We start from the raw sequence: 26212 nt of genomic DNA on the forward strand, positions 1-26212 counted from the left end.
ACGATGATTGAGGGCTCTATGTAAGGGATTTTCCTGAGGAGAGTATAGGAATGGGTTGTTGCCGCATTTTGCGTTCAGTGAGTGGACATCAAGGACAGCGCCCCCGCACCTCCGAATAATCCTGCGCTGATCCGATTGAACCAACTCTGGCCTTTGCCCGTGCGCAAGTACCGCGCGGCACCGTGGGCGCCAAGGCCGTAGGCCAGCTTGCAGAGCAGGTCGAGGATGGTCCAGGTGGCGATCATGACCAGCAGTTGCGGCAGGAACGGCTGTTCGGCGCTCAGGAACTGCGGCAGGAACGCGGCGAAGAAGAGGATGTCCTTGGGGTTGCTGGCGCCGAGCACGAACGCCCGACCGAACAATGCGCGAAATCGTGGGACGGTAGCAGCCTGGGGCACTTCGGCGCCTTGGGAGGGTTGGCGCGATTGCTGCCAGCTCTGCCAGGCCAGGTAAAACAGGTACAGCGCGCCGACGATCTTCAAGGCACTGAACAACTTTTCCGAGGCCAGCAGCAGCGCACCGAGCCCCAGCGCCGAGGCGCTCAACAGGCAGATCGAGGCGAACACACCGCCCAGGAACGCCGGGTACGAGCGACGCAGGCCATAGTTCAGGCTGTTGCCGATCATCAACAACGACAGCGGGCCCGGAATGAGGATCACCACCAGGGCGGCACCGCTGAACAACAGCCAGGTTTCCAGATTCATTGCTTTGCTCCTGATATACAAAAGCCCCACCCGGAGGGGTGAGGCGGGTGGATCGATGTATCGCCTACAGGAAAATGAACTTGGCGATGAAAATCGCGCAGAGCGCCCACAGGCTGACTGAAATGTCCTTGTGTTTACCGGTGCAGGCCTTGAGCACCACATAGGTGATGAAACCCAACGCGATGCCGTCGGCGACCGAAAAGGTCAGGGGCATCATGATGGCGGTCACGATGGCCGGGATGCTGTCGGTCGGTTCGTCCCATTCGATATGGGCCATACCGCCCATCATCAGCATGGCGACATAGATCAACGCTCCGGCGGTGGCGTAGGCAGGAATCATCCCGGCCAGCGGCGCGAAGAACATCGCGGCAATAAATAGCATGCCGACGGTCACCGCGGTAAGCCCCGTCCGGCCACCGGCCGCCACGCCGGCGGCGCTTTCCACGTAACTGGTCACCGGCGGCACGCCGACCATGGCGCCAAAGACACTGGAAGCACTGTCGGCCTTCAAGGCGCGAGACAGGTTCTCGATCCGACCGTCGGCCTTCACCAGGCCGGCTCGCTGGGCGACGCCCATCAAGGTACCGGCGGTGTCGAACATGTGGACGAACAGGAAGGCCAGCACCACGCTGATCATGCTGACGTTGAACACGCCGGCCACGTCCATTGCCATCCAGGTCGGCGCCAGGCTGGGCGGTGTCGACATGACGCCGTTGTACTGCACCAGCCCCAGGCCCCAACCCGCCAGGGTCACGGCGATGATGCTGATCAGGATCGCACCGAACACGCGGTGGTAGCTGAGCACGGCGATCATCAGGAAACACACGGCGGCCAGCAGCGGGCCGGGTTCACGCAGCGAGCCGAGTCTGATCAACGTGGCGGGACTGTCGACGATGATTCCGGCGGTCTTCAGACCGATCAGGCCGAGGAACAACCCGACCCCGGCGCCCATGGCGAACCGCAGGCTGACCGGAATACTGTTGAGCAGCCATTCCCGGATCCGTGACAACGTCAGGATCATGAACAGCACACCGGAAACGAACACCGCGCCCAGGGCGGTTTCCCAGTTGTAGCCCATGGTGCCGACTACGGTGTAGGTGAAAAACGCGTTCAGACCCATGCCCGGCGCCAGGCCCACCGGCCAGTTGGCGTACAGGCCCATCAACAGGCAACCCAGGGCGGCGGCGATGCAAGTGGCGACGAACGCGGCGCCATGATCGATGCCGGCGTCGGCCATGATGTTGGGGTTAACGAAAATGATGTAGGCCATGGTGATGAAGGTTGTCAGGCCGGCAATCAGCTCGGTCTTCACCGTGGTGCCATGCAAGCTGAGTTTGAAGAGGCGTTCCAGCCAGCCACCGCTTGATGGCGGCGAGAGATCCAGCGTTCGGGCTTCGGGTTTGCGGCTTTCCACAGCGAATACTCCTCAAGAGTTTTATTGTTATTTCCAGCACCCAGCCCCCTGAGGGTGGCTGCAGCGCTTTGAGGCAGGTAAGGCTGGCGAAGTGTTGACCTCGTGGTCAGAAACTCGCACGAGGCGAATTATGCTTTTGTATACAAATAAAGCAAATAATGTTTTTGGTTTTGTAGACGAAATGTATGGCGATAGGGTATATCGCGAGCCCTGGCAACCTCTGAACTAAGCCTTCCCTAGCCCCAGGTTCACCGCCAGCCACCCATTTACCGCCTCTTCCCCAGCCTCGGCAAATACACGCTCCAGCAATTTCACCTGCTCCCGACGCAACGCCTGTTCGAACCGCTCGCCCTCGGCGGTCAGTGCCAGCAGCCGCTTACGCTTATCGGTTTCGGACGCGACGCTGTTCACCAAGTGCATCTCCATCAACTGCCGCAGCGGCATGTTCAGCGCCTGTTTGCTCACGCCGAGTAGCACCAGCAGTTCTTTCACACTGAGCGACGGGTAACGGGCGATGAAGAACACGATCCGCTGATGCACTCGACTCAACCCGCGACGCTCGAGCATTTCGTCGGCTTTGGCGGTGAACGCCTGGTAGCCGAAGAAGAACGCTTCCATAGCCATTTGTTGAGAGGATGGGTTTTTAAGGTCAAGCATATTGACGTATCCAGAGAGGTCGGAGTAATTTCGGTCAATAAGTTTGACTCATTTTTCCAATGCCTCGCTACAGGTGGTTCCATGGCTTTTTCCGAACGTGTCTCGCGCCTCAAAAGCTCTTTGATTCGAGAAATCCTGGCAGCGGCGCAGCGGCCGCAAGTGATGTCGTTTGCCGGAGGCCTGCCGGCAGAAGCCATGCTCCCGAAAGTGGAGTGGGAAGCCATGCCGTTGTCCATGGGCCAATACGGCATGAGCGAAGGCGAGCCGGCCTTGCGCGAAGCCCTGGCTGCGCAGGCGCGAGCGTTGGGCGTGGCTTGTGAGGCGAGTCAGGTCCTGGTGGTCAGCGGCTCCCAGCAGACCCTCGACCTGGCGGCGAAACTGCATATCGATGTCGGCACCGAGATCATGCTGGAAGCGCCGACTTACCTGGCGGCGCTGCAGATTTTCCAGCTGTTCGGGGCTGCTTGCATCACGGTGCCGCTGGAGGCCGATGGCCCGGACCTGCAGCAACTGCGAGCCCGGTTGGAGCAGCACCGGCCGGCCTTCATCTATCTGATTCCTACCTTCCAGAATCCTTCGGCGGTGCGCTATAGCGAAGCCAAGCGCGATGCGGTGGCGGCGCTACTCGATGAGTTCGGCGTGACCTTGATCGAGGACGAACCCTACCGCGAGCTGACGTTCGATGGCGGTAGCGCCACGCCGATTGTCAGTCGCTTGAAAAAGGCCAGTTGGATTTACACGGGCACCGTGTCGAAAACCCTGTTGCCTGGACTGCGGGTGGGCTATCTGATCGCCAGCCCGGACCTGTTCCCGCATTTGCTGCGGCTCAAGCAATCGGCGGACCTGCACACCAACCGAATCGGTCAATGGCAGGCACTGCAATGGATCGGCACCGAGCGGTATCGCAGCCATCTCAGTGAGTTGAGGGACTTCTACCGGGATCGTCGCGACCGGTTCCAGGCGGGACTGCTGACCCATTTTGCCGACATCGCGGATTGGAACGTGCCCCAGGGCGGGCTGTTTTTCTGGCTGACCCTCAAACGTCCCCTGGACACCCGCACCTTGCTCGGTGCCGCGCTGGCCGCCGACGTGGCGTTCATGCCGGGTGAACCGTTCTTCCCGGAGCCGGACAAGCACCCCGGGCATCTGCGGTTGAATTTCAGTCATATCGACCCGGCGCGGCTGGATGAAGGGCTCCAGCGGCTGGCGGGGGTGGTGCGGGAGGCTATGGCTGCGCAAGCTGCCTGAATATTTGTAGTGACTGGGCTGGCCTCATCGCGAGCAGGCCAGCCCAGTCGACAAAAAACGATCAGACCGCCGAAAACCGCTTATCCAGATAATCAATGATCACCTTGGACTCATACATCCAGGTGGTCTTGCCATCCTCTTCGATGCGCAGGCACGGCACCTTGATCCGGCCACCTTGCTCCAGCAGCGTCTGGCGGTCCTGCTCATTGTTTTTCGCATCGCGCAGGGCCACCGGCACGTTGAGGCGGCGCAGGGTGCGGCGGGTCTTCACACAGAACGGACAGGCATGGAACTGATACAGCGTCAGGCCACGTGCGGCCTGGTCGACCTGTGCCTGGGCATCGGCCGGACGCTGCTTTTTGCTCGGGCGGGTGATGAAATCCAGAAAGATAATCAGCTGGCCCAGGCCAACTCGAAGCGCTTTGACGATCACGGTACAAGCCTCGCAGCACGGAAGAAGAGGGCGCGCAGCTTACCTGATTTTCACAGGCGAAAAAAAACCGGCGATCGATGCCGGTTTTTCTTCGTAAGACGGGTTACTTGATGAGGCTGAGGAATTCGCTGCGGGTCGCGGCGTTTTCCCGGAACTCTCCCAGCATCACCGAAGTGATCATCGAGGAGTTCTGCTTCTCCACACCGCGCATCATCATGCACATGTGCTTGGCTTCGATCACCACCGCCACACCCAGGGCGCCGGTCACCTGCTGGACCGCGTCGGCGATCTGGCGGCTGAGGTTTTCCTGGATCTGCAAGCGACGGGCGTACATGTCGACGATCCGCGCCACCTTCGACAGGCCCAGCACCTTGCCGCTCGGAATGTAGGCGACGTGAGCCTTGCCGATGAAAGGCAGCAGGTGATGCTCGCACAGCGAGTACAGCTCGATGTCCTTGACCAGCACCATTTCGCTGTTGTCGGAGCTGAACAAGGCGCCGTTGGTGACCTCTTCGAGGGTCTGTTGATAACCACGGCAGAGGTACTGCATGGCCTTGGCAGCACGCTTGGGCGTGTCGAGCAGGCCCTCGCGGGAGACGTCCTCGCCCAGTTGGCCGAGAATCGCGGTGTAATTCTGTTCCAGAGACATGAAACTACCTGTGGGATTTTACGCAAAGGGCAAGGGTACGGTGGCGGACACGGCGCTGCAAGCTCGGTAATCGCGGGTTACTCGTCGCGGCCTTCCATCATGGTGCGCTTGAGCATCACATACACTGCCCCGGCGCCGCCGTGTTTCGCCTGGCAGGAGGTGAAGCCCAGCACTTGCGGGTGCTGGCGCAGCCAGGTGTTGACATGGCTTTTGATCATCGGTCGCTTGCCGTCCAGCCGTACGGCCTTGCCATGGGTGACGCGCACGCAGCGGATTTCGAATTTCGTCGCTTCGGCCAGGAAGGCCCAGAGGGTTTCCCGGGCTTTTTCCACGGTCATGCCGTGCAGGTCCAGGCTGCCTTCGAACGGGATCTGCCCGACCTTGAGTTTACGCATCTGGCTTTCCTGGACGCCGTCGCGGGCCCACATCAACTCATCTTCGGGGCCCACGTCGATCACGAATTGATCGGACAAACCGTCCACGGTGGTGGCATCGGCGCGCACGGTGGCGGCCTGGCGCAGCTTGGCGATTTGAGCGCGATCTGCCTTGGGTTTGCCGGTTTCGGCACGATCGTGTTTGATCGGTTTTACGCCCTGGATCGCACTTTTGAACAGGGAAAAGTCGTCGTCTTGCATGTCAGCCTCCGCGAAGGCCGGCCAGTTTACCCAAGTCCAGCGGGATCGGGCGCGACAAAACGTCGAATGGCGGATCAGTCGTGCTTTTTCATGAGGTGGGGAGCCATGGCCAGCTCCAGGGATTGGCGAGCGCGACGGCGGCAGCGGCGCCAGAGCCAGATGCCCAGCCACAATACCAGCAGACCGATCGCCAGGATGATCGATGAACCGACAGGGGTAGCGTTCAACTCGCCCAGCGCGGGCGGGCGACCCAGCAGGCTGGCGGCACCGGCCATGGCCAGCAGGACACCCAGTGTTGCCAGGAGCGCGGCGATCGCCGCACCGACACGAAACCGCCAGTTGCTCGGGCCTTTGGGCCGCAAGCGACGTGCGTCAAAACCATCGGATATCTTCATTCCGACCTTCCTCAGTGGGTATCGGCCCTTCGACCGGAAGATGCTCGGGTTGTTCCGGGGGCCAGGCGAATGAGAGGCTTTTGCGGATGAGCGGCGGAACGGGCCGCTCATCGAAGGACATTCAGATGAGGTCGTGGGTCAGGGCCAGCGTGGCGAAGTTGTCCGCCATGATCGCCATTTCGGTCTGGTGCACATGTTCGGCACTGAGCACGCCGCCCTTGTGCGGCAGGTCGCGGGTGGCGCAGGCGTCTTCCACCAGTGTGCAGCGAAAACCGAGGTTCTTGGCAGCGCGCACGGTGGTGCTGACGCTGGAATGGCTCATGAACCCGCAGACGATCAGGTCCAGTGGGCCGAACTCTTCCAGGCGTTTTTTCAGTTCGGTGCCGTGGAAGGCGCTTGGCAGTAACTTGCCGATCACGGTTTCGTCGCCCTGGGGTTCGAGCCCTGGAATGAACTCGCCGCGTTCGCCCTGAGGGTCGAAGAGCCCGCCATGGGTGCCCAGGTGACGCACATGCACGATCGGGCGGCCGGCGGCACGGGCCGCGCCGAGCAATTGCTTGATGTTCGCAACCGCTGCATCCATGCCGCTCAGGGCCAGGGGGCCGGCGAGGTATTCCTTCTGGGCATCGATGATGATCAGGGTCGCTTGACTCAGGTTGGCCGCCGCGTAACCACGGCCACTGAGTTGAAACATCGTTTTTGGAACGGACATTCTGGGGCTCCTTCGGGTGGGGCTTTTGCGACATTGTCCTCTGGCTGAGCGGTTCTGTGAATCGCTTCCATCGCAAGGGCCGCCGTTGCTGGCCTACAGCCTTGTCAAGATGCCTGTGTTGTTCAATAGGCAGCTCAAAAAATGGAAAGATCCTACGGTCGCCCTGGCGTTTTTCGGTCGTCCTTGAGGCCGGTTTGGGTGACGGCGTGTTTGGCTGTTAGACTCGCCAGTCGTTTTTTCTGGAGTTTGCCGCCGTGATCACTTCCCGCCTTCGCACCCTGCGCGACCATATCCGTTGGGCCGTCAGCCGTTTTCATGGGGAGGATCTGTTTTTCGGCCATGGCACCGACAACGCTTGGGATGAAGCCCGGCAACTGGTGTTGGGCGCGCTGCATCTGCCTTGGGAAATCTCTGACAGCTACCTGGACTGCCGGCTCGAAGACGATGAGCTGGTCCATGTACAGCGTCTGTTGCATCGACGTATCGCCGACCGCATCCCGACGGCTTATCTGCTGGGGGAGGCCTGGTTCTGCGGGATGTCTTTCATTGTCGACGAGCGCGTGCTCATTCCGCGCTCGCCCATCGGTGAGCTGATCGAGAAACGCTTCGAACCCTGGTTGGCCCGGGAGCCTGCGAGAATTCTCGACCTTTGCACCGGATCGGGCTGCATCGGCATCGCCTGTGCCTATGAGTTCCCGGAGGCCGAGGTGGTGCTGGCCGACTTGTCGTTCGAAGCGTTGGAAGTCGCCAACCAGAACATCGAGCGTCACGGCGTCGACGAGCGTGTGTTTACCGTGCAAGGCGATGGTTTCGACGGCCTGCCGGGGCAGAGTTTCGACCTCATCGTGTCGAATCCGCCCTACGTCGATGCGGAAGATTTCGCCGACATGCCCCAGGAATACCAGCACGAACCGGCGCTGGGGCTGGCCTGTGGTGACGACGGTTTGAACCTGGTCCGCCGGATGCTGGCCGAGGCGGCCGATCATTTGACCGAGAAGGGGTTGTTGATCGTCGAAGTGGGCAACAGCCAGGTTCACGTCGAAGCGCTGTATCCGGAAGTCGATTTCGCCTGGCTGGAGTTCGAGCGCGGCGGCCATGGCGTGTTCATGCTCAGCGCCGAGCAATGCCGTCAGCATCAGGCGTTGTTTGCTTCGCGGGTTTGATCCACAGTTTTTTCGCTGGGGGATTTATCCCGAAGCGTACTGGCGGAACACAATACCTGTGGGAGCAAGGCTTGCCCGCGATGAAGACAACGTGGTTTTCTTGAAACCGAGTCGCTCGTATCGCGAGCAAGCTTTGCTCCCACCAGGCTCGCTCCCACAAGGTTATCTCGCTGCGGGCTCTTAGTGCCGCGTCGCAATCCAGATCAACAGCCCCGCCTGGAACATGGCAAAAGCCACCAGACAGGTAATGGTGAAACGCAGGCCGGCGTCTTCGCGCTTGAACTTGGAAACCCGTTCTTCCTGCTTCTGCAGTTTGACTTCCTGTTCCGCCAGGTTCTGCTCGGCTTGTTGCAGCATCTGCGCGGCTTCGAGAATCTCCACGAACTGAACCTTCTCGGTGTTCCAATCCCCCACCAGGTCACCGACCTGGACTTGCTTGACGCTGCCCTTGAGATGCTGGGCGTCGGCGTAGACCACCGCGAAGCCATGGGCCTTCAGGAAGTGATCGCGGCGCAGGCGGGTGTCTTCGTTCAGGGCGTCCTTGTTATTCAGGTCGGTGCCTTCCACCCGATAGCCCGACCAGCGTTTCTTGGCCCAGGTGATGGCCTGGGCGGCGAGGAAGCGGCCAAGGCCGCGATTCAACGGCTCGACTTGCAGGCTGTCCGGAGAAAAATGCAGGCGTTTCTCGACATGGTCGGCCCAGACGTCCAGATGATTCTGTTCCTTGCGCACCCGCTGGCCTGGCAACTGAACGCTCATGCGCAGCAAACTGCGCTCCTTGCTGTGGCGCTCGGCATAGTTGAATTCGACGAACCGCAGCGGCCGCGCACCCGTGGCACGGTCGGTCTTGAGCGGGGCCAGCCGGAGCATCTTATGGTGCTCGGCCTGCACGTCCGCCCAAGGCAACTCCGCCGCTGCTGGGGCGGGCGTCTCGGCGGTGGTGTCGGGTGTAGCTTCAGTGTCAGTCATAACGGCGAAATCCTGTCCAGGCCGGCTTGTCGACAGTCAATGCGCTGTCCGACACCGGTTTATCGGCCGCTCTTGGCAGGACTTCAGTGCCCACCGCTCAACGGGGCGCGATTGAGTCGATAAAACCCACGATCCGGGTGCCCAGCTCGGCCGCGAGGGGCAGGTTGGGGTCTTTGTAGGAGTCCAGTTGCCGTTTCACGTCGTTGGGCACGATGCGCATCACGTGGTTCATGCCTTCGATCAGCGCCAGTTCGGCGTCGGGCCTGGCGGCCTTCAATTGCCTGGCGTCTTCGACGCCGACCTGGATGTCATGGCTGCCCTGGATGATCAGCGCCGGTACTTTAAGCGCGGCGAAAGCTCCGGCGGGGTCCTGGCGAAACAGCGAGATCAGGTAGGGCTGGACGCTGGGGCGAAAAATGAATTGCAACTGCGCCGGCACGTTCCCGTCCGGACGGCCCGCCTTGAGGCTGTCGAGCAGTTCGTTACTGCGCAGCATCAAGGGTGGCGGCAGGCGCTGGCTCAGTTGTTGGCGCAGCACCTGATCGATCGGCCGAGCGCTGCCGGACAGCGAAATCACCGCCGCCGCATGGGCCTGGGGCGCGGCGAGGCTGGCAATCAGCGCGCCTTCGCTGTGGCCCAGCAGAATCAACGGGCCCATCCGCGGATCGCTGGCGAGTTTACGGCTCCAGGCCACGGCATCGGCCACGTAGGCTTCGACGCTCAAGTTGCGTTCGTCCGGCGTTGCGGCAAGGCTGGCGGCCACGCCGCGTTTGTCGTAACGCACGCTGGCGATGTTGTGCCTGGCCAGTACCCAGGCCAGGCGCTTGAGACTGTCGTTGCGACCGCCCTCGGGGTTGTTTCCGTCACGATCCGTAGGACCCGACCCGGAAATGATCAGGACAACCGGCACCGGCGTGTCGGACTTGGGCAACAACAACGAGCCGAACAGCTCACCGTTGCCCGTGTCGAGGCTGATGGGACGTTGTAATACCACGGCCTGGGCCAGGCCGGAAAAGAGGGTAAGGCACACGACAAGCAGCTTTAACATCATCAAGCCATCAGTTGCGAAGGTGCCGGTTGGACTGGCGGCCACCGATAAGGTTCGAGGATGAACTAAGCCGGGAGCCTGCGTATACTGGCGGCCATTACGAATCGGCGATTTTTCGGAGCTCCCTGCATGTCCGGCAATACCTACGGCAAGCTGTTCACTGTCACCACCGCGGGCGAAAGCCATGGCCCGGCGTTGGTCGCCATTGTCGACGGCTGCCCGCCGGGCCTGGAGATTTCCCTGGAGGACCTGCAGCGTGACCTGGACCGCCGCAAGCCCGGCACCAGCCGCCACACCACCCAGCGCCAGGAAGCCGACGAAGTCGAAATCCTGTCCGGTGTGTTCGAAGGCCGTACCACTGGCTGTGCTATCGGCCTGCTGATCCGCAACACCGACCAGAAGTCCAAGGACTACTCGGCCATCAAGGACCTGTTCCGGCCGGCCCACGCCGACTACACCTACCACCACAAGTACGGTGAGCGCGACTACCGTGGCGGTGGCCGCAGTTCGGCCCGGGAAACCGCCATGCGTGTGGCGGCCGGAGCGATTGCCAAGAAGTACCTGGCCAGCCAGGGCATCGTGATTCGCGGCTACATGAGCCAGCTTGGCCCCATCGAAATTCCGTTCAAGACTTGGGATTCGGTAGAGCAGAACGCCTTTTTCTGTCCCGATCCGGACAAAGTGCCGGAGCTCGAGGCCTACATGGACCAGTTGCGCCGGGACCAGGATTCGGTCGGCGCGAAGATTACCGTCGTGGCCGAGGGCGTGATGCCGGGGCTCGGCGAGCCGATCTTCGACCGCCTCGACGCCGAACTGGCCCACGCGCTGATGAGCATCAACGCGGTGAAAGGCGTGGAAATCGGCGCCGGTTTTGCCTGTGTTTCCCAGCGCGGGACCGAGCACCGTGACGAACTGACCCCCGAAGGTTTCCTGAGCAACAACGCCGGTGGCATTCTCGGCGGAATCTCCTCGGGTCAGCCGATCGTGGCGCACCTGGCCCTCAAGCCCACGTCCAGCATCACCACACCGGGTCGTTCCATCGACATCCACGGCAACCCAGTGGAAGTCATCACCAAAGGCCGCCACGACCCGTGCGTCGGCATCCGCGCCACGCCGATTGCCGAGGCGATGATGGCGATCGTGCTGATGGATCACCTGTTGCGCCACCGTGGCCAGAACGCCGATGTGCGGGTCACCACCCCGGCGCTGGGTCAGCTTTGATGGCTGACTGGCCGAGCGCCGTGGCCTGACGGGCATGGCGGCACTGCCGTACTGGCGGCTCTCCAGTTTCTACCTGTTCTATTTCGCGTTGCTCGGATCGACGGCGCCGTTCCTGGCGCTGTATTTCGATCACCTGGGGTTTAATGCGGCGCGCATCGGCGAGCTGGTGGCGATCCCCATGCTGATGCGTTGCGTGGCGCCGAACATCTGGGGTTGGCTGGGGGATTACACCGGCCAGCGCCTGGCGATCGTGCGTTTTGGTGCGATCTGTACGCTGCTGACTTTTTCGCTGATCTTCATCGATAAGAGCTACGCCTGGCTGGCCATGGTCATGGCATTGCATGCTTTCTTCTGGCATGCCGTGCTACCGCAGTTCGAAGTCATCACCCTGGCTCATTTGAGTGGGCAAGCGTCGCGCTACAGCCAGATTCGCCTGTGGGGCTCCATCGGCTTCATCATCACAGTGGTCGCGCTTGGGCGGTTGTTCGAATGGCTGAGCCTGGACATCTACCCGGTGGCGCTGGTGCTGATCATGAGCGGTATTGTGCTCGCCAGTTTCTGGGTGCCCAACGCCCAGCCGATGCAAGGGCCGCGCGTGGCAGGAGATGGCTTTTTGCGCCAGCTGTGCAACCCGGGCGTGCTCGCGTTTTATGTCTGTGTCGGCCTGATGCAGGTGAGCCATGGACCGTACTACACCTTCCTGACCTTGCACTTGGAACACTTGGGCTACAGCCGGGGCTTGATCGGTGTGCTCTGGGCCGTTGGCGTGGTGGCTGAAGTCCTGATATTCCTGTTGATGAGCCGGATCCTGGCGCGATTTTCCGTGCGCCGGGTGCTGTTGGCGAGCTTCCTGCTGGCGGCATTGCGCTGGTTGCTGCTGGGGTCTTTGGCCGAATTCCTCTGGGTGCTGCTGTTTGCCCAGGTTCTGCACGCCGCTACCTTCGGCAGCTTCCACGCCGCCGCCATTCATTTCGTGCAACGTAGTTTCGGCCCACGCCAGCAAGGTCAGGGCCAGGCGTTGTACGCGGCGCTGGCCGGAACGGGCGGGGCGTTGGGCGCGTTGTATTCCGGCTACAGCTGGACCGCCCTGGGTGCCGGTTGGACATTCAACATCGCCAGCCTCGCGGCCTTTGCGGCAGCCGTTCTCATTGCCGTACGCATGCAAGAAGACAGGCCATGAGCCTTCGAACCGTTAATTTGCTGGAGCCATTGTCATGAGCAGCCTGTCCGTTTATCACGTCTCAAGTCCTGAGATCCCGAACAAGGTGTTGACGCATTTCGAGGACATCGTCGCGACCCTGGGTGAAAAAGGCATTCGCTTCGATCGCTGGCAACCCACGACGAAACTCGAGGTCGGTGCCAGCCAGACTGAGGTCATCGCGGGCTACCAGGTCCAGATCGACGCATTCAAGGCCGAGCGCGGCGATGTCTCGGTGGATCTGATCAGCCTCGACAGTGACTACCCGCAAAAAGCCGAACTGCGCGCCAGATGTCTGAAGGAGCATCGCTATGCCGGGGAAGAGACGCGGTTCTTTGTCTCGGGGCGTGGCTTGTTCAGCCTGCACCTGGGGGACTACGTGTACGCGGTCCTGTGTGAAAAGAACGACCTGATCACCCTGCCGGCCGGTACACCACACTGGTTCGACGCGGGCGAACACCCGCACTTCGTGGCGATTCGCCTGCGCGGGGATTCCAGGGGGTGGGAAGAGACGTTCACCGGCGATGAAATCGCCAGCCAGTTCCCGAATTTAGAAGACTAAAACCTGTGAGAGCGAGCAGGCTCGCTCCCACCGGTCACTGTTTCCGATCTGTTCACGCGCTGTGGTAGGTCGGCAACGCGAAGCGATGCTGACTCTGCAACAGGGTGATCTGTGGCAGCTCGCTGGCCTGTTCGGCCAGGTCACGACGGATTGCGCTGATGGCCCAGGACAACTGGTCCCCGGCGTGCAACTGAGCGTAGGAAATCGTGCGTTTGAACAGTTTGCCTTCGCTGTTGCGCAGGGTCAGCAGAATGCCGCCATCCGGGCGTGCCTGTGTGGTGACTTCATAGTTGGAAAACAGGGATGCAAATTTTTCTTGAATCATATTCATGTGACTGCTCCATGGTGTGGCAAACCGTGGAGAAGCTGTTGCAGCGTCTGTGCCATCCTGTGGCTGGCTTTAAAACTCTTTAAAAACAATAGGTTATAAAACTTCCCATTTTTCGCTTTCGTGCATCTTGCATGAATGGCCATCGTGCATCCTGCATTTTGCGTGGTCTCGCAATTATTTTTGGAACCAAATGAGCCTCCGGCGCTCACGCTTCGCCTGCGCCGAGCAATGGATACAAAACATTGCAAAAACCGCATGTACAGCGCCGGAATCCCTGGCGTACTTTCGAGCGCAAATCACTTCAATCCGATGCCAAGAACCGAGGCCCGCGAGGTCGAACGGGGAGTTTCATGAGTCGTACACCCAGCGACGCCATTACCTGGGGCATGATGCTGCGCAAGCTGCCCACCCTTGCCAGGGCCATTCCCCGGATCGTCAAGGGCCTGAAGCTTGCCAACGTGCGGGATCCGGCCCAGCCGTGTGGCCTGGGGTGGTGTTTCGAACAAGCCGCGCAACGCAATCCCCAGGGGCCGGCATTGTTGTGGGGTGACCTGTCCCTGAGCTATACGCAGGTCAACGAGCAGGCCAATCGCATGGCCCACTACTTCTTGGCGCAGGGGATCGGCAAGGGTGATTGCGTTGCTGTTTTCCTGGAAAACCGTCCGCAACTGCTGGTGACGGTGCTGGCCGTGGCGAAGGTCGGCGCCGTCAGTGCCATGGTCAATACCTCGCAGACGGGGGATGCATTGGTGCACAGCCTGGCGCTGGTCGCGCCAGTCGCGGTGGTGGTGGGGGACGAGCGCGTCCCGGCCTACAACGACGTGCGAAGCCGAACCGCACTGTCGAGCGCTCGCACCTGGTGGGTCGCGGATGAACAAAACACAGGAATTCCCGAGGGATTCGTCGACCTGATGGGCAACAGCCAGGGCTATCCGGGCGACAACCCGTCCAGCAGCCGCCAAGTGTTTTTCAACGATCCCTGTTTTTACCTCTACACCTCGGGCACCACCGGGTTGCCCAAGGCCGGCGTGTTCCGCCATGGTCGCTGGATGCGCACCTCCACCAGTTTTGGCTTGATCGCCCTGGACATGCAGCCGCACGACATTCTCTATTGCACCTTGCCGCTGTACCACGCCACAGGCCTGTGTGTCTGTTGGGGAGCGGCGATTTGCGGCGCCTCGGGGTTCGCCATCCGGCGCAAGTTCAGCGCCAGTCAGTTCTGGAGCGATGTACGCCACTATCGGGCGACCACCCTGGGGTATGTCGGTGAGTTGTGTCGCTATCTGGTGGATCAGCCCGCCAGTGTCGAAGACCGTCGGCATGAAGTCAGCAAGATGATTGGCAACGGCCTGCGTCCAGGCGCTTGGTCGGCCTTCAAGACGCGTTTCGGCATTGAGCATATCTGCGAGTTGTATGCCGCCAGCGATGGCAACATCGGTTTTACCAACGTACTGAATTTCGACAATACCGTCGGTTTTTCCCTGATGGGTTGGGAACTGGTGCGTTACGATCACGACAGCGGGACGCCGTTGCGCAACCTGCAAGGGCGCATGCAAAAGGTGCCCAAGGGGCAACCGGGCCTTTTGCTGGCGAGGATCGACGACAAGGCGCCCCTGGACGGCTATACCGATCCGGCCAAGACCGAGAAAACCGTCTACCGGGACGTCTTCGTGCCCGGCGACCGTTATTTCAACACCGGTGACCTGCTGCGCAATATCGGATTTGGGCATGGACAGTTCGTCGACCGCCTGGGCGACACGTTCCGTTGGAAAGGTGAAAACGTCTCCACCACGGAAGTCGAGAATGTCCTGCTGCAGCATCCGCAGGTAGCCGAGGCTGTGGCCTACGGTGTGGAAATCTCCGGCACCAACGGGCGCGCCGGCATGGCGGCGATCACCCCGGCCGAATCCCTGGCGACCCTGGATTTCAGCGAGTTGCTCCAGTTCCTGCAAGGTCGATTGCCACCCTATGCGGTACCGCTGTTCCTGCGCATCAAAGTGAAGATGGACACCACTGGCACCTTCAAGTACCAGAAGACTCGCCTGCGCAGCGAAGCGTTCGACCCTTGCGTCACGGGCGAGGAGCCGGTCTATGCCTGGTTGCCCGGCACCGGAACCTACGTGCGTGTCGACCGGCAGTTGGCGACGCAGATCCAGGGTGGGCAATACCGCTATTGATTCTGGCTATGGCCAGTACAAGGAAAAAGAGGATGACAGGGCATGAGTCCCCCCGGAAACTAGCGGCTTTGCAAAGACCTGAATGGAGTGTTCTCATGCCCGATACAAGCCGCCAGATGACCCCGGAAGAGGCTGCGGAATTTGCCGAGCAGGTATTCAACGTGGCACGCCAGGGCGACGCCGCCATGATGGCCGCGTTGTTGAGCAAAGGCCTGCCGCCCAACCTGCGCAACCACAAGGGCGATACCTTGTTGATGCTGGCCGCTTATCACGGGCACGTGGATACGGTGAAAGTGTTGCTGGAGCACAAGGCCGATCCGGAAATACGCAACGACAATGGCCAGAGCCCGATTGCCGGCGCGGCCTTCAAGGGCGATCTGGCTGTTGTCACGGCATTGGTGGAGGGCGGCGCCCAGGTGGAAGGCGCTTCCTTCGATGGTCGAACGGCGTTGATGATGGCGGCGATGTTCAACCGGGTGCAGATCGTCGATTACTTGATCAGCAAAGGGGCGGACCCGAAAGCCAAGGACGCCAATGGTGCCTCGGCCCTCGATGCGGCCCGGACCATGGGTGCGGTGGATACCACGGCGCAGTTGGAAAAGCTGATCGGCTGAACCGCCATCGTTCTTTTGGCATCGGTTGTGGGAGCCAGCTTTGCCCCCACAACCTGATCCCCTCGCGAATGGGGTATCCTGCGCGGCTTAACTCTCATCGCCACAGGATTCACCATGAAAGCCGGACTCGTCGAACTCATCAGCAAAATCAGCTCCGGTTGCCTGGGCGATGCCGACATCGAGAGGATTGCGGACGAAGCGGCCCAGGCTTATGCCGATCCGGTCGCATTTCTGGCAGCCAATCCGGATATCAATTATGACGACACCTTTCCGATTCCATTGGGCGAGTGGGTCGTGGTGGGCAGCCTGCCGGACACTGTGCTGTTCCAGGCCGACACCTATGTGCAATTGTTCGAACAAATCCTCGCTTCGTTCGGCCCCGGCGTGGCGTTCAACCTCAAGCCCAAGCAACTGGCAAAGACTGAGCCACTCACCGCACTCAATCGCATCCAGATCCAGATGAGCAGCCTGAACAAGGAAAACGGCGGCTACGTGCTGATGAACTTCAGCCAGTTGCTCGACGATGAATTGCAGATGGTGTTGGTGTACGGCAACGATGTGCCGCGTGTCCTGGAACTCTGTGCCGAGGTCGGCATTGCTGCCGCGCCGGCCCTGGAAGCGCTGAAGGTCGCGGTTCACGTTTGAGCAAGAAAACGGAACCCTCGTTGGGGCGCCGCTATCCTAAGAGTGCATGCCACCATTCGGGAGCGACACCATGGGTTCTACCTTCAACGGCCTGATAGGCCTGATCATCCTGGCGCTCGATATCTGGGCGATTATCAATGTGCTCAAGAGCGGCGCCGGAACCGGGGCGAAAGTGCTGTGGGTGCTGTTGATCCTGCTGTTGCCGGTGCTGGGACTGATCATCTGGGCAATCGCCGGGCCGCGAGGCAACGTACGGGTCTGACCACTTCCTGAAACGGCCCGGCGGCTTGCGCGCCGCCGGGCTCCATATTTTCAGGCTGTCGCCAGAGAGTGTTGGCGCGAAGTGCCCAAAAAGCGCAGCAAGGCCAGCAGCGGGAAGGCGCTGCCCACGATTACCACCCACAGCCAGCCACCGTGCTCATAGACGGCACTGGCAATCGATGAACCGAAGGCGCCGCCGACGAAGATGCTGGTCATGTACAGCGCGTTGAGGCGGCTGCGGCTTTTGGCATCGAGGGCATAGATGGTGCGCTGCCCCAGGACCATGTTCATCTGTACGCAGAAATCCAATACCACGCCCGTGACCGCCAGGCCAATGACGCTGTAGAGCGGATGGATGAACGCGGGCAGAAAACTCAGGCTGGCAAAGAGCATCGCCAGCAGTGAAGCGATACGGGTGTGTCCGGCATCCGCCAACCGACCGGCAATGGGCGCGGCAATGGCCCCGATGGCGCCAACCAGGGCAAACAACGCGATCTCGGTCTGGCTCAGGCCATGGTTGCGCGCCAGCTCCAGGGGCACGGCCGTCCAGAACAGGCTGAAGGTGGCGAACATGCAGGCCTGGTAAAAGGCCCGCTGGCGCAGCAGAGGTTGCTGGCGCAGAAGGGTGCCGAGGGAACCCAGCAATTGTCCATAGCTGGCGCTGTGATCAGGCTGCCGCTTGGGCACGGTGAACGCCAGGATGATGCTGATGGCCGCCATCAGGGCCGCCGCGCTCATGAACATAGCCCTCCAGCCGAAATGATCGGCGACGACGCTGGACACCGGCCGCGCCAGCAGAATTCCCAGCAGCAATCCCCCCATGATTCCACCGACCACCCGGCCCCGGGATGCTTCCGGCGCGAGATGCGCGGCCAAGGGAATGAGGACTTGCACGGAAACCGAACTGAATCCCACCAGCAGCGACACCAGCAGGAACACGTTCGGCTGCTCGGTGAAGGCGGCCCCCAGCAGGCTGGCAATTGCCACCACCGTCGTGAGAATCATCAGCCGACGGTTTTCCAGCAAGTCCCCCAGCGGAACCAGAAAAAACAGGCCCAAGGCATAACCGATCTGGGTCAGCGAAACGATCAGGCTGGCCATCGTGCTGGTCAGGCCGACATCGGGGGCGATCAGTTCGATGATGGGCTGGGCGTAGTAGATGTTGGCAACGATGGCACCGCAGCAGAAGGCAAACAGCAGAACCATGCCTCGGGTGAGGGCGGGTGGATGAGCACTCATGGCAATCTCGACAGCAGGGAAAGGATGGTCGTGAGGCTAAAGAGTTGTGCGGCTCTGGAACAGGCTTTGTGGCTGATATTAGTCATGCTTGCGATTGATCTTCGGGGCAGAGCATGGCTCCCAATGAGTCAGGGCATGAGCCTGTGGGAGCGGAGCAAACCTGTGGGAGCAAGGCTTGCCCGCGATGAACGATAACGCATAAACCGCGTCGTCCGCATCGCCAGCAAGCTGTGCTCCCACAGAGAGTTTGCAAGCCTTGCTCCCACAGGTTTGCTCCCACCGTTTTGTTACTGCCCGCTGTAGATCTGGTCGAAAACCCCACCGTCATTGAAGTGAGTCTTCTGCACCGTGCGCCAGTCTCCGAAAGTTTTTTCCACCGACAGGAAATCCACTTTCGGGAATCGGTCGGTGTATTTGGCCAGGACGGCCGGATCCCGTGGACGCAGGTAGTTGGCAGCCGCGATTTCCTGGCCCTCGGGCGACCACAGGTACTTGAGATACGCCTCGGCAGCCTCGCGGGAGCCTTTTTTCTCGACGACCTTGTCCACCACGCTCACCGGCGGTTCGGCTTCGGCGGACACGCTTGGGTAGACCACTTCGAACTGATCGCGGCCGAACTCCCGAGCAATCATCTCGGCTTCGTTTTCAAAGGTCACCAGCACATCGCCGATCTGGTTGGTCATGAAGGTCGTGGTCGCTGCGCGACCGCCGGTGTCCAGGACCGGGGCCTGCTTGAACAGCTTGCCGACGAAGTCCTTGGCCTTGGTTTCATCGCCGCCGTTCTTGAGCACATAACCCCAGGCCGACAGATAAGTGTAGCGACCGTTGCCGGACGTTTTCGGGTTCGGCACGATCACCTGGACGCCATCCTTGAGCAGGTCGGGCCAGTCTTTCAGGGCCTTGGGGTTACCTTTGCGCACGATGAACACCGTGGCCGAGGTGAACGGGGCGCTGTTATTCGGCAGGCGGGTGACCCAGTTGTCCGGCACCAGTTTGCCGTTGTCCGCCAGGGCATTGATGTCGGTGGCCATGTTCATGGTGATGACATCCGCCGGCAGGCCGTCGATCACTGAGCGTGCCTGCTTGCTGGAGCCGCCGAAGGACATCTGCACAGTGATGTTTTCGTTGTGCTCGGCCTGCCAGTGCTTCTGGAAGGCTGCGTTGTAATCCTTGTAGAAATCGCGCATCACGTCGTAAGAAACGTTCAGCAAGGTCGGGGCGGCGTGGGCCAAGCTGCCGAAAGTCAGGCCGGCGGCGAGAAGGGTGGCGCCAAAGAGATTCTTCACTGCGAATTCCTTTTTATCGAAAGGGGGTCCGGGCAACCGGCTGACACTAGCGACTAGCCGATAGACCTTCAAGCATCAAAAAGTGCTTTGCTTATTCCAGTTTCTTGAACAACGCATTGCCGCAGCGGGAGCAGAATGCCGCACCGTGCTCGTGATTGTTTTTGCTGCACACCGGGCAATCATGCTTGAGCTGGTCACCGCGCATGGCCGTGGCCAATTCGGCTGTAAAGATACCGGTCGGCACGGCGATGATCGAGTAACCGGTGATCATCACCAGTGAGGAGATCACCTGGCCCAACGGGGTCTTGGGCACAATGTCGCCGAAGCCTACCGTGGTCAAGGTCACGATGGCCCAGTAGATACCCTTGGGAATGCTGGTGAAACCATGCTCGGGCCCTTCGATCACATACATCAGCGTGCCGAACACGGTCACCAGCGTCGAGACGCTGACCAGGAATACGATGATCTTCTGCTTGCTGCCGCGCAGCGCCGACATCAGGTAGTTGGCCTGCTTGAGGTAGGGGCTGAGCTTGAGCACCCGGAAAATCCGCAGCATGCGGATGATCCGGATGATCAGCAGGTACTGGGCATCGCTGTAATACAAAGCCAGGATTCCGGGCACGATCGCCAACAGGTCTACCAGACCGTAGAAACTGAACGCATAGCGCAGGGGCTGGGGAGAGCAGTACAGGCGCAAGCCATATTCAACGAGAAAAATGAGGGTGAAGCCCCATTCGATATAGGCCAGCAGCGCCGCGTAGTTCTTGTGCACGGTGTCGATGCTGTCGAGCATCACCGTCACGAGGCTGGCGAGGATGATCAATAGCAATGCGCTGTCGAAGCGCCGGCCGGCCACGGTGTCGGTCTGGAAAATTATAATGTAGAGGCGTTCACGCCAATTGTTGCTGCTGTCCATAACCTTCGCTCGAGTCAGAATCAGCGAAGCCTAGGTCGATTGTCTCGCAGAGTGCAAGGTGTGGCGTCGAGACGGATCTGGCGCCAGGTCCGAACCGTGGCGCGAACCAGCCAGCAGGCGAGGATAAACGGGGCGGTCAGCGGCGCCAGGCCGAGGGCGGCAAAGCCCGGCGCAAGCAGTAGTGCCAGAACGATTCCCGCCAGCGGCAACCAGGGCTGCTCTCGCTGTTGGCTGAAGGCCAACGCCACCAGCGCGCAGTTGTATCCGCCGAGTCCCAGCAAGGCTTGCTCGCTGTCGTGGTGCAGCCAGACAAATACAAAACCGGCCGCAGATCCGAACAGTGCCCAGCCGGCGGCGCGACGGTCCGCAACCAGCAGGCCAGCCGCAATCAGCGCGCCCGCCAGCGGGTGGTCGAGAAACATCACTTGGCCCAGTCCTTTCAACGGGGCGGTCAGCAGATTGAGCAGCGTCACATCAACCGGCACGGACAGCGGAAGCGTTGGGGCGAGACTCAACAGGCACCAACCGAGCCCTACGAAGGGCGCGGTGTAGGGGGGCAGGCAGTGCGGAGCCCGAGTGTGATGTAGCCACTGTTGGGTCAGCATCGCGCTGAGCCCGCCGCCGGCAATGATCAAGGGCGGTAACAGGACCGACCAGGGCAACGCAAGGCTCAGCAGTAGGCCCAGCAGGACGCCGTTGTAGCTGAACAGGCCGGCCTGTCGATCGGCCTTGGCGTAGCCGCGCCGTTGAGCGGTGAGCAACCCGGCCACACCGCCCAGCAATGCGCCGCCGAACAGGGACGGCGCCGTGAGCAGGATCGCCAACAGGCACAGCAGGCCGCACAACGGATGGCGCTGGAGAAAGATCTGGCTGAAGCCGTTGAGCAGGGCGGTGGCCCAGTCGGGGCAGGGGGTGTTTTGCATGTTTTGTGTGTCTGGTGAACCGGGTTGACCCTTTCGCGAGCAAGCCCGCTCCCACAGGGGCTTTGTGACGCCGCAAGTCCAATGTGGGAGCGGGCTTGCTCGCGAAGAGGCCGGAACAGGCGCTAGATCAACGTCTCGATACGCAACGAGTTGGTCGACCCCGGTTTGCCAAACGGCACGCCCGCCGTGATCAGCAGGGTGTCGCCGCGCTGGGCCATGCCTTGCGCTTGGGCGATTTCCAGCGCGGTGGAACAGACTTCGTCCACCTGCCGCAGTCGATCATTGACCACCGAGTGCACGCCCCAGGCCACCGTCAAGCGCCGCGCTGCTTGAATGTTCGGCGTGAGATTGAGAATCGGCACGGTGGGCCGCTCCCGCGCCGCCCGCAGGCTGGAACTGCCCGACTCGCTGTAGTTCACCAGCACTGCCACCGGCAGGACGTTGCTGATACGGCGGATCGCGCAACTGATGGCGTCCGACACCGTGGCCTCGGCTTTCGGTCGGCTGACATCCAGTTGTGCCTGGTAGTCCGGGCCGTTTTCCACTTGGCGGATGATCTTGCTCATCATCTGCACGGCTTCCAGCGGATACTCACCCGAGGCCGTTTCCGCCGACAGCATCACCGCATCCGCGCCTTCGGCCACGGCGTTGGCGACGTCGGTGACCTCGGCCCGGGTGGGCGCCGGGGAGAAGCGCATCGACTCCAGCATTTGCGTGGCCACCACCACCGGTTTGCCGAGGGCGCGGCAGGTGCCGATGATGCGCTGCTGGATCTGCGGCACGCTTTCGGCCGGGACTTCGACGCCCAGGTCGCCGCGGGCAACCATGATCGCGTCGCTCAACTCGGCGATTTCCCGCAATTGGGTGACCGCCGAAGGTTTCTCGATCTTCGCCATCAGGAACGCCTTGTCGCCGATCAATGCGCGAGCTTCGCGGATGTCCTCGGGGCGCTGCACGAACGACAGCGCCACCCAGTCCACGCCCAGTTCCAGGCCGAAGCTCAGGTCATGGCGGTCCTTGGCCGTCAGCGGGCTCAGGTCGAGTACGGCCTGGGGTACGTTCACGCCTTTGCGGTCTGACAGCTCGCCTGGGTTGAGTACTTCGGTGTCGATGGCATCCGCATGCCGGGCGATGACGCGCAGACGCAGCTTGCCGTCATCCAGCAGCAGGTCCATGCCCGGCTCCAGGGCCGCGATGATTTCCGGATGGGGCAGGTTAGCGCGGCGTTGATCGCCGGGCGTAGTATCCAGGTCCAGGCGGAATGCTTGGCCGCGATGCAGTTGCACCTTGCCCTCGACGAAGCGACCGACTCGCAGTTTCGGGCCTTGCAGGTCCATGAGGATGCCCAGCGGATAGTTAAGCTGCTGTTCGACCTCACGAATCCAGTGGTAGCGCCTGGCGTGGTCGGCATGCTCGCCGTGACTGAAGTTCAGGCGAAAGATGTTCACGCCGGCCTCCACCAGTTCGCGGATGTCGTCCTTGCCGCGCGTCGCGGGGCCGAGGGTGGCGAGGATCTTGACCTTTTTGTCAGGCGTCATGGGTGGGGTTCTCGAGGATCAGGATGGCGCGAAAGTCGTTGACGTTGGTGCGGGTCGGTTCGGTGACGATCAGCGCGTCCAGTGCGGCGAAGTAGCCATAGCCATTGTTGTTATCCAACTCATCGCTGGCGTTCAGGCCCAGCTCGGCGGCGCGCTGGTAGCTGTCCGGGGTCATGATGGCCCCGGCGTTATCTTCGGAGCCGTCGATGCCGTCCGTGTCTCCGGCCAGCGCGTAGATGCCGGGGTGGCCCTTGAGGTTGTCGGTCAGGCTCAGCAGGAACTCGGCATTGCGGCCACCGCGACCGTTACCGCGCACAGTGACCGTGGTTTCGCCACCGGAGAGGATCACGCACGGCGCTGCCAGGGGCTGGCCATGCTGGACGATTTGCCGGGCGATGCCGGCGTGGACTTTCGCCACTTCCCGCGATTCACCTTCCAGGTCGCCGAGGATCAACGGGCTGAAACCGGCCTGGCGAGCCCTCACCGCGGCGGCCTCCAGCGATTGCTGGGGTCGGGCGATCAGTTGGAAGTGGCTGCGGGCCAGGCTCGGGTCGCCGGGCTTGACGGTTTCCGATTCAGGACGCAGCAGCCAGTGGCGCACCGAGGCCGGGACTTCGATGTCGTAGCGCTTGAGGATCGCCAGTGCTTCGGCCGATGTGCTGGGGTCCGCCACGGTAGGACCGGAGGCGATAACCGTGGCGAGGTCGCCCGGTACATCGGAAATCGCGTAGGTGTAGACCGTCGCCGGCCAGCAGGCCTTGGCCAGGCGGCCGCCCTTGATGGCCGATAGATGCTTGCGCACGCAATTCATCTCACCAATGGTGGCGCCGGACTTGAGCAAGGCTTTGTTGATCGACTGTTTGTCGGCCAGCGTGATGCCGGCGGCCGGCAGCGCCAGCAAAGCCGAGCCGCCTCCGGACAGCAGGAAGATCACCCGGTCGTCTTCATTCAGATTGCTGACCAATTCCAGCACCCGCCCAGCCACCGCCAGCCCTGCGGCGTCGGGCACCGGGTGGGCGGCTTCCACCACCTCGATTTTCTGGCAGGGCGCGCCATGGCCGTAGCGGGTTACCACCAGGCCGGTGACTTCACCCTGCCAGCAACGCTCGACCACCTGCGCCATCGCGGCGGCGGCCTTGCCGGCACCGATCACGATGACCCGGCCGCTGCGGTCGGCGGGCAGGTACTGTTCGAGGACGTGCTGCGGATGCGCCGCGTCGATGGCTGTGGCAAACAGCTCGCGGAGCAGTTGTTGCGGATCGACCGACATGGCGGGCTCCCGATTCTTATTATTTGAATTCAACGCAGAACCCATGTGGGAGCGGGCTTGCTCGCGAAAGCGGTGTGTCAGCCACACATATGCCGTCTGATACAACGCCTTCGCGAGCAAGCCCGCTCCCACAGGGTTTTATGGTGGTTCAGTTGTCGCGGATCGAAAAGTTGGCCATATGCTCCAACCCCTTGATCAACGCCGAGTGATCCCAGTTGCTGCCACCCATCGCTGCGCAGGTGCTGAATACCTGCTGGGCACCGGCGGTGTTGGGCAGGTTGATGTTCAGTTCCCTGGCGCCTTGCAGGGCCAGGTTCAGGTCCTTCTGGTGCAGGCTGATGCGGAAGCCCGGGTCGAAGGTGCCCTTGATCATGCGTTCGCCGTGCACTTCGAGGATCTTCGACGAGGCGAAACCACCCATCAGCGCTTCGCGGACCTTGGCCGGGTCGGCGCCGTTTTTCGAGGCGAAGAGCAGGGCTTCGGCCACGGCCTGGATGTTCAGCGCTACGATGATCTGGTTGGCGACCTTGGCGGTCTGGCCATCGCCGTTGCCGCCCACCAGGGTGATGTTCTTGCCCATGGCCTGGAACAGCGGCAGGGCGCGTTCGAATGCAGTGCTGTCGCCGCCGACCATGATGCTCAGGGTCGCGGCCTTGGCGCCGACTTCTCCGCCGGACACCGGGGCATCGAGGTATTGCGCGCCTTTTTCGTTGATCTTCGCCGCGAACGCCTTGGTGGCGGTGGGGGAGATCGAACTCATGTCGATCACCACCTTGCCCGCGCCGACACCGGCCGCCACGCCATCGGCACGAAACAACACGTCGTCGACCTGGGGGGTGTCCGGAACCATGACGATGATGAACTCGGCTTCCTGGGCAACTTCTTTCGGGTTGGCCAGGGCCACCGCGCCGCCGGCCAGCAGATTATCCGGAGCCTGGTCGTGGTGCTGGGACAGGAACAGGCTGTGCCCGGCCTTTTGCAGGTTCAGTGCCATGGGGTGACCCATGATGCCGGTGCCGATGAATCCGATTTTAGCCATTGGAAAATCCTCTTGTATTTGTCATTGCTTCAGGCAAATGGATAACTGCTTTTCTGTGGGAGCGGGCTTGCTCGCGAAAGCGGTGCGTCAGTCAATACTTCAGCGACAGGCAGATTGCTTTCGCGAGCAAGCCCGCTCTCACAAGCGTTCTATGTCAGATCGCGTTATGGGTTTTCAGCCAACCCAATCCCGCTTCGGTCGTGGTCAATGGCTTGTATTCGCAGCCGACCCAGCCCTGGTAGCCGATGCGGTCCAGGTGTTCGAACAGAAAGCGATAGTTGATCTCGCCCGTGCCCGGCTCGTGGCGGCCCGGGTTGTCCGCCAGTTGCACATGGTTGATCTCGGCCAGGTGCGATTGCAGCGTGCGGGCCAGGTCGCCTTCCATGATTTGCATGTGGTAGATGTCGTATTGCAGGAACAGATTGGTGTTGCCGACCTGCTCGCGGATCGACAGGGCCTGGGCTGTGTTGTTCAGGTAGAAGCCGGGGATGTCGCGGGTGTTGATGGCTTCCATCACCAACTTGATGCCCGCCGCTTGCAGCTTTTCGGCCGCGTACTTGAGGTTGGCGACGAAGGTTTTCTCCACCAGGGCTTCGTTACAGTTCTGCGGGCGAATCCCGGACAGGCAGTTGACCTGAGTATTGCCCAGTACCTTGGCATAGGCGATCGCCAGGTCGACGCCGGCGCGAAACTCCTCGACCCGGTCCGGCAGGCAGGCGATACCGCGCTCGCCCTTGGCCCAATCGCCGGCGGGCAGGTTGAACAGCACCTGGGTCAGGGCATTGGCATCGAGCAGGGCCTTGAGCTCGGCGGAGCTGTAGTCGTAGGGGAACAGGTATTCCACACCCGTGAAACCGGCCTTGGCGGCCGCTTCGAAACGGGCGAGGAAATCCTGTTCGGTGAAGAGCATGGACAGGTTGGCTGCGAAACGGGGCATGGTGGTCTCCTGTGGATAATTGGCAAGT

Annotated in this window: 28 protein-coding genes; 9 read left to right on the forward strand and 19 right to left on the reverse strand. The window is 61.4% G+C overall.

The annotated features are described in order from the left end of the window. Positions 1-74 precede the first annotated feature (74 nt). The 3 genes from LCU97_RS18600 to LCU97_RS18610 form a co-directional block, all read right to left on the reverse strand. Positions 75-704, reverse strand: coding sequence for a LysE family translocator (locus LCU97_RS18600; RefSeq protein WP_232777445.1), 630 nt, complete (start codon positions 702-704; stop codon positions 75-77). Between the two features lie 64 nt (positions 705-768). Beyond that, complete coding sequence (locus tag LCU97_RS18605) at positions 769-2118, reverse strand: NCS2 family permease (RefSeq protein WP_232777446.1); 1350 nt, start codon at positions 2116-2118, stop codon at positions 769-771. 225 nt (positions 2119-2343) lie between these two features. Then, the gene (locus LCU97_RS18610) at positions 2344-2775 is read right to left on the reverse strand and encodes a MarR family winged helix-turn-helix transcriptional regulator (protein ID WP_232777447.1); all 432 of its coding nucleotides are present in this window, start codon (positions 2773-2775) and stop codon (positions 2344-2346) included. A gap of 81 nt (positions 2776-2856) precedes the next feature. Between LCU97_RS18610 and LCU97_RS18615 the strand changes: the two genes are divergently transcribed. Beyond that, a complete protein-coding gene (locus LCU97_RS18615) occupies positions 2857-4023 on the forward strand; it encodes an aminotransferase-like domain-containing protein (protein WP_232777448.1) in 1167 nt (388 codons plus the stop codon). 61 nt (positions 4024-4084) lie between these two features. On the opposite strand, the gene LCU97_RS18620 is transcribed toward LCU97_RS18615, so the two are convergent. From LCU97_RS18620 to LCU97_RS18640, 5 genes are all read right to left on the reverse strand, one after another. Continuing rightward, positions 4085-4456 (reverse strand): glutathione S-transferase N-terminal domain-containing protein, encoded by a 372-nt coding sequence (locus LCU97_RS18620; protein WP_232777449.1) that lies wholly within the window; start codon positions 4454-4456, stop codon positions 4085-4087. Positions 4457-4559: 103 nt separating this feature from the next. Further along, positions 4560-5105: a GTP cyclohydrolase I FolE gene (gene folE, locus LCU97_RS18625; RefSeq protein WP_011333202.1), complete on the reverse strand. Its 546-nt coding sequence runs from the start codon at positions 5103-5105 to the stop codon at positions 4560-4562. 77 nt (positions 5106-5182) lie between these two features. After that, positions 5183-5740, reverse strand: coding sequence for a Smr/MutS family protein (locus LCU97_RS18630; protein WP_053149863.1), 558 nt, complete (start codon positions 5738-5740; stop codon positions 5183-5185). Positions 5741-5814: 74 nt separating this feature from the next. Beyond that, a complete protein-coding gene (locus tag LCU97_RS18635; RefSeq protein ID WP_053149866.1) occupies positions 5815-6135 on the reverse strand; it encodes a hypothetical protein in 321 nt (106 codons plus the stop codon). 121 nt (positions 6136-6256) lie between these two features. Further along, positions 6257-6847: a cysteine hydrolase family protein gene (locus LCU97_RS18640; protein WP_053149869.1), complete on the reverse strand. Its 591-nt coding sequence runs from the start codon at positions 6845-6847 to the stop codon at positions 6257-6259. Between the two features lie 254 nt (positions 6848-7101). Between LCU97_RS18640 and prmB the strand changes: the two genes are divergently transcribed. Next, on the forward strand, positions 7102-8010 hold the full coding sequence (prmB, locus tag LCU97_RS18645; RefSeq protein ID WP_232777450.1) for a 50S ribosomal protein L3 N(5)-glutamine methyltransferase: 909 nt from the start codon (positions 7102-7104) through the stop codon (positions 8008-8010). 180 nt (positions 8011-8190) lie between these two features. Here the strand turns inward: prmB and LCU97_RS18650 are convergent, their stop codons facing one another. Next, positions 8191-8979, reverse strand: a complete 789-nt coding sequence (locus LCU97_RS18650; RefSeq protein WP_053149875.1) for a hypothetical protein — start codon at positions 8977-8979, stop codon at positions 8191-8193. 97 nt (positions 8980-9076) lie between these two features. Then, positions 9077-10030, reverse strand: coding sequence for an alpha/beta hydrolase (locus LCU97_RS18655; RefSeq protein ID WP_232777451.1), 954 nt, complete (start codon positions 10028-10030; stop codon positions 9077-9079). A 126-nt stretch (positions 10031-10156) separates the two neighbouring features. Between LCU97_RS18655 and aroC the strand changes: the two genes are divergently transcribed. Genes aroC through LCU97_RS18670 form a run of 3 tightly spaced genes read left to right on the forward strand, consistent with a single transcriptional unit; the run spans position 10157 to position 13008 of the window. Continuing rightward, positions 10157-11248, forward strand: coding sequence for a chorismate synthase (gene aroC, locus LCU97_RS18660; RefSeq protein WP_232777452.1), 1092 nt, complete (start codon positions 10157-10159; stop codon positions 11246-11248). Between the two features lie 34 nt (positions 11249-11282). Further along, positions 11283-12428 (forward strand): MFS transporter, encoded by a 1146-nt coding sequence (locus tag LCU97_RS18665; RefSeq protein ID WP_053149883.1) that lies wholly within the window; start codon positions 11283-11285, stop codon positions 12426-12428. 34 nt (positions 12429-12462) lie between these two features. Continuing rightward, complete coding sequence (locus LCU97_RS18670) at positions 12463-13008, forward strand: 1,2-dihydroxy-3-keto-5-methylthiopentene dioxygenase (RefSeq protein ID WP_232777453.1); 546 nt, start codon at positions 12463-12465, stop codon at positions 13006-13008. Positions 13009-13060: 52 nt separating this feature from the next. On the opposite strand, the gene LCU97_RS18675 is transcribed toward LCU97_RS18670, so the two are convergent. After that, positions 13061-13339: a DUF3509 domain-containing protein gene (locus LCU97_RS18675; RefSeq protein WP_053149889.1), complete on the reverse strand. Its 279-nt coding sequence runs from the start codon at positions 13337-13339 to the stop codon at positions 13061-13063. A gap of 350 nt (positions 13340-13689) precedes the next feature. Between LCU97_RS18675 and LCU97_RS18680 the strand changes: the two genes are divergently transcribed. The 4 genes from LCU97_RS18680 to LCU97_RS18695 all read left to right on the forward strand — a co-directional run bounded on the left by LCU97_RS18680 (position 13690) and on the right by LCU97_RS18695 (position 17037). Next, on the forward strand, positions 13690-15516 hold the full coding sequence (locus LCU97_RS18680) for a long-chain-acyl-CoA synthetase (protein ID WP_232777454.1): 1827 nt from the start codon (positions 13690-13692) through the stop codon (positions 15514-15516). 95 nt (positions 15517-15611) lie between these two features. Continuing rightward, on the forward strand, positions 15612-16130 hold the full coding sequence (locus LCU97_RS18685) for an ankyrin repeat domain-containing protein (protein WP_053149895.1): 519 nt from the start codon (positions 15612-15614) through the stop codon (positions 16128-16130). Positions 16131-16244: 114 nt separating this feature from the next. Continuing rightward, positions 16245-16775 (forward strand): hypothetical protein, encoded by a 531-nt coding sequence (locus LCU97_RS18690; protein WP_232777455.1) that lies wholly within the window; start codon positions 16245-16247, stop codon positions 16773-16775. Between the two features lie 70 nt (positions 16776-16845). Beyond that, on the forward strand, positions 16846-17037 hold the full coding sequence (locus LCU97_RS18695; protein ID WP_053149901.1) for a PLDc N-terminal domain-containing protein: 192 nt from the start codon (positions 16846-16848) through the stop codon (positions 17035-17037). Positions 17038-17087: 50 nt separating this feature from the next. Here the strand turns inward: LCU97_RS18695 and LCU97_RS18700 are convergent, their stop codons facing one another. The 8 genes from LCU97_RS18700 to hyi form a co-directional block, all read right to left on the reverse strand. Then, positions 17088-18275 (reverse strand): MFS transporter, encoded by a 1188-nt coding sequence (locus tag LCU97_RS18700; protein WP_053149904.1) that lies wholly within the window; start codon positions 18273-18275, stop codon positions 17088-17090. 287 nt (positions 18276-18562) lie between these two features. Further along, positions 18563-19561 (reverse strand): sulfate ABC transporter substrate-binding protein, encoded by a 999-nt coding sequence (locus LCU97_RS18705; RefSeq protein ID WP_053149907.1) that lies wholly within the window; start codon positions 19559-19561, stop codon positions 18563-18565. Positions 19562-19652: 91 nt separating this feature from the next. After that, entirely contained in the window at positions 19653-20477 is an 825-nt protein-coding gene (locus tag LCU97_RS18710; RefSeq protein ID WP_053149911.1) for an ion transporter, read from the reverse strand. Between the two features lie 20 nt (positions 20478-20497). Further along, the gene (locus LCU97_RS18715; protein WP_053149914.1) at positions 20498-21400 is read right to left on the reverse strand and encodes an urea transporter; all 903 of its coding nucleotides are present in this window, start codon (positions 21398-21400) and stop codon (positions 20498-20500) included. Between the two features lie 122 nt (positions 21401-21522). Further along, positions 21523-22938 (reverse strand): pyruvate kinase, encoded by a 1416-nt coding sequence (gene pyk, locus LCU97_RS18720; RefSeq protein WP_232777456.1) that lies wholly within the window; start codon positions 22936-22938, stop codon positions 21523-21525. Continuing rightward, a complete protein-coding gene (locus LCU97_RS18725) occupies positions 22928-24208 on the reverse strand; it encodes a glycerate kinase type-2 family protein (protein WP_232777457.1) in 1281 nt (426 codons plus the stop codon). Before LCU97_RS18725 ends, pyk begins: the two co-directional genes overlap by 11 nt. Positions 24209-24356: 148 nt before the next feature. After that, entirely contained in the window at positions 24357-25247 is an 891-nt protein-coding gene (locus LCU97_RS18730; RefSeq protein ID WP_232777458.1) for a 2-hydroxy-3-oxopropionate reductase, read from the reverse strand. Positions 25248-25401: 154 nt separating this feature from the next. Then, entirely contained in the window at positions 25402-26184 is a 783-nt protein-coding gene (gene hyi, locus LCU97_RS18735; RefSeq protein WP_232777459.1) for a hydroxypyruvate isomerase, read from the reverse strand. Between the last annotated feature and the right edge of the window lie 28 nt (positions 26185-26212).

The organism is Pseudomonas uvaldensis (assembly GCF_021271205.1).
In the GTDB taxonomy this organism is placed as follows: Bacteria; Pseudomonadota; Gammaproteobacteria; order Pseudomonadales; family Pseudomonadaceae; genus Aquipseudomonas; species Aquipseudomonas uvaldensis.

Excerpts from the sequence above, each read along its gene's own strand:
- LCU97_RS18600 (WP_232777445.1), bottom strand. The coding sequence starts at position 704 with ATGAATCTGGAAACCTGGCTGTTGTTCAGCGGTGCCGCCCTGGTGGTG.
- LCU97_RS18610 (WP_232777447.1), bottom strand. The coding sequence starts at position 2,775 with ATGCTTGACCTTAAAAACCCATCCTCTCAACAAATGGCTATGGAAGCG.
- LCU97_RS18615 (WP_232777448.1), top strand. The coding sequence starts at position 2,857 with ATGGCTTTTTCCGAACGTGTCTCGCGCCTCAAAAGCTCTTTGATTCGA.
- folE (WP_011333202.1), bottom strand. The coding sequence starts at position 5,105 with ATGTCTCTGGAACAGAATTACACCGCGATTCTCGGCCAACTGGGCGAG.
- LCU97_RS18630 (WP_053149863.1), bottom strand. The coding sequence starts at position 5,740 with ATGCAAGACGACGACTTTTCCCTGTTCAAAAGTGCGATCCAGGGCGTA.
- LCU97_RS18635 (WP_053149866.1), bottom strand. The coding sequence starts at position 6,135 with ATGAAGATATCCGATGGTTTTGACGCACGTCGCTTGCGGCCCAAAGGC.
- LCU97_RS18640 (WP_053149869.1), bottom strand. The coding sequence starts at position 6,847 with ATGTCCGTTCCAAAAACGATGTTTCAACTCAGTGGCCGTGGTTACGCG.
- LCU97_RS18650 (WP_053149875.1), bottom strand. The coding sequence starts at position 8,979 with ATGACTGACACTGAAGCTACACCCGACACCACCGCCGAGACGCCCGCC.
- LCU97_RS18655 (WP_232777451.1), bottom strand. The coding sequence starts at position 10,030 with ATGATGTTAAAGCTGCTTGTCGTGTGCCTTACCCTCTTTTCCGGCCTG.
- aroC (WP_232777452.1), top strand. The coding sequence starts at position 10,157 with ATGTCCGGCAATACCTACGGCAAGCTGTTCACTGTCACCACCGCGGGC.
- LCU97_RS18665 (WP_053149883.1), top strand. The coding sequence starts at position 11,283 with ATGGCGGCACTGCCGTACTGGCGGCTCTCCAGTTTCTACCTGTTCTAT.
- LCU97_RS18670 (WP_232777453.1), top strand. The coding sequence starts at position 12,463 with ATGAGCAGCCTGTCCGTTTATCACGTCTCAAGTCCTGAGATCCCGAAC.
- LCU97_RS18675 (WP_053149889.1), bottom strand. The coding sequence starts at position 13,339 with ATGAATATGATTCAAGAAAAATTTGCATCCCTGTTTTCCAACTATGAA.
- LCU97_RS18680 (WP_232777454.1), top strand. The coding sequence starts at position 13,690 with ATGAGTCGTACACCCAGCGACGCCATTACCTGGGGCATGATGCTGCGC.
- LCU97_RS18685 (WP_053149895.1), top strand. The coding sequence starts at position 15,612 with ATGCCCGATACAAGCCGCCAGATGACCCCGGAAGAGGCTGCGGAATTT.
- LCU97_RS18690 (WP_232777455.1), top strand. The coding sequence starts at position 16,245 with ATGAAAGCCGGACTCGTCGAACTCATCAGCAAAATCAGCTCCGGTTGC.
- LCU97_RS18695 (WP_053149901.1), top strand. The coding sequence starts at position 16,846 with ATGGGTTCTACCTTCAACGGCCTGATAGGCCTGATCATCCTGGCGCTC.
- LCU97_RS18700 (WP_053149904.1), bottom strand. The coding sequence starts at position 18,275 with ATGAGTGCTCATCCACCCGCCCTCACCCGAGGCATGGTTCTGCTGTTT.
- LCU97_RS18710 (WP_053149911.1), bottom strand. The coding sequence starts at position 20,477 with ATGGACAGCAGCAACAATTGGCGTGAACGCCTCTACATTATAATTTTC.
- LCU97_RS18715 (WP_053149914.1), bottom strand. The coding sequence starts at position 21,400 with ATGCAAAACACCCCCTGCCCCGACTGGGCCACCGCCCTGCTCAACGGC.
- pyk (WP_232777456.1), bottom strand. The coding sequence starts at position 22,938 with ATGACGCCTGACAAAAAGGTCAAGATCCTCGCCACCCTCGGCCCCGCG.
- LCU97_RS18725 (WP_232777457.1), bottom strand. The coding sequence starts at position 24,208 with ATGTCGGTCGATCCGCAACAACTGCTCCGCGAGCTGTTTGCCACAGCC.
- LCU97_RS18730 (WP_232777458.1), bottom strand. The coding sequence starts at position 25,247 with ATGGCTAAAATCGGATTCATCGGCACCGGCATCATGGGTCACCCCATG.
- hyi (WP_232777459.1), bottom strand. The coding sequence starts at position 26,184 with ATGCCCCGTTTCGCAGCCAACCTGTCCATGCTCTTCACCGAACAGGAT.